Here is a 629-nt window from a genome sequence, read left to right on the forward strand (position 1 = left end):
GGCCATTCTGTCATCGGTCATCGTCTTCTTCTCCAGGTTCGAGTTCGCATCCGAACCCTACCAGAAGATCGACGGTGGCCACCCTCTCAGGGAAACCTTCCTACACCACCCCGTGGGACACGACCCAGATGTGACACCGTCTGCCGGTTTCCTAGTGAAATCTATCTGTTTCGGCGCAGGAACGAATGCTGTCATCTGTCGTTAGAATCAGCTTCGAATTGCGATGGCAGCCGCCTTGGCCCGAAAGCCCATGCGATACCCCCGCGCCTGCAAAACAATATCCGCCGGTTGGCGTCCCACCGGACGGACATGACAATGAACGACAATCGCTCAAGTCGAGCAACATCAAGGACATTCGATGGCAGCGCGTACCCTATTGCAGTTTTTCCATTGGTATACGCCCAGCGGCGGAACACTTTGGCTTGAGGCTTCCCAGAAGGCTGACAGCCTGGCCAAATTGGGGATTACGGACATCTGGTTGCCGCCCGCATACAAAGGTGCAGCGTAACCGACCGGTTGAGGCCGCCTGCCTTGCTGTGATGTGAGCGCGTAAGAGACGTCCATAAGGACGTCGTTATGGACGTCCTGAGCCAAAGCGAGGGACGGCGGTGGAGATATTGGGCCGGGAA

The 629-nt window shown here is 56.8% G+C and carries 1 protein-coding gene; it reads left to right on the plus strand.

The features are described 5' to 3' along the window. Nucleotides 1-205: hypothetical protein (locus tag EWH12_RS22575; RefSeq protein WP_207212483.1), on the plus strand; the 205-nt coding region annotated here is incomplete at its 5' end. Between the last annotated feature and the right edge of the window lie 424 nt (nucleotides 206-629).

It is taken from the genome of Sphingobium cupriresistens, from assembly GCF_004152865.1.
Lineage (GTDB): Bacteria > Pseudomonadota > Alphaproteobacteria > Sphingomonadales > Sphingomonadaceae > Sphingobium > Sphingobium cupriresistens.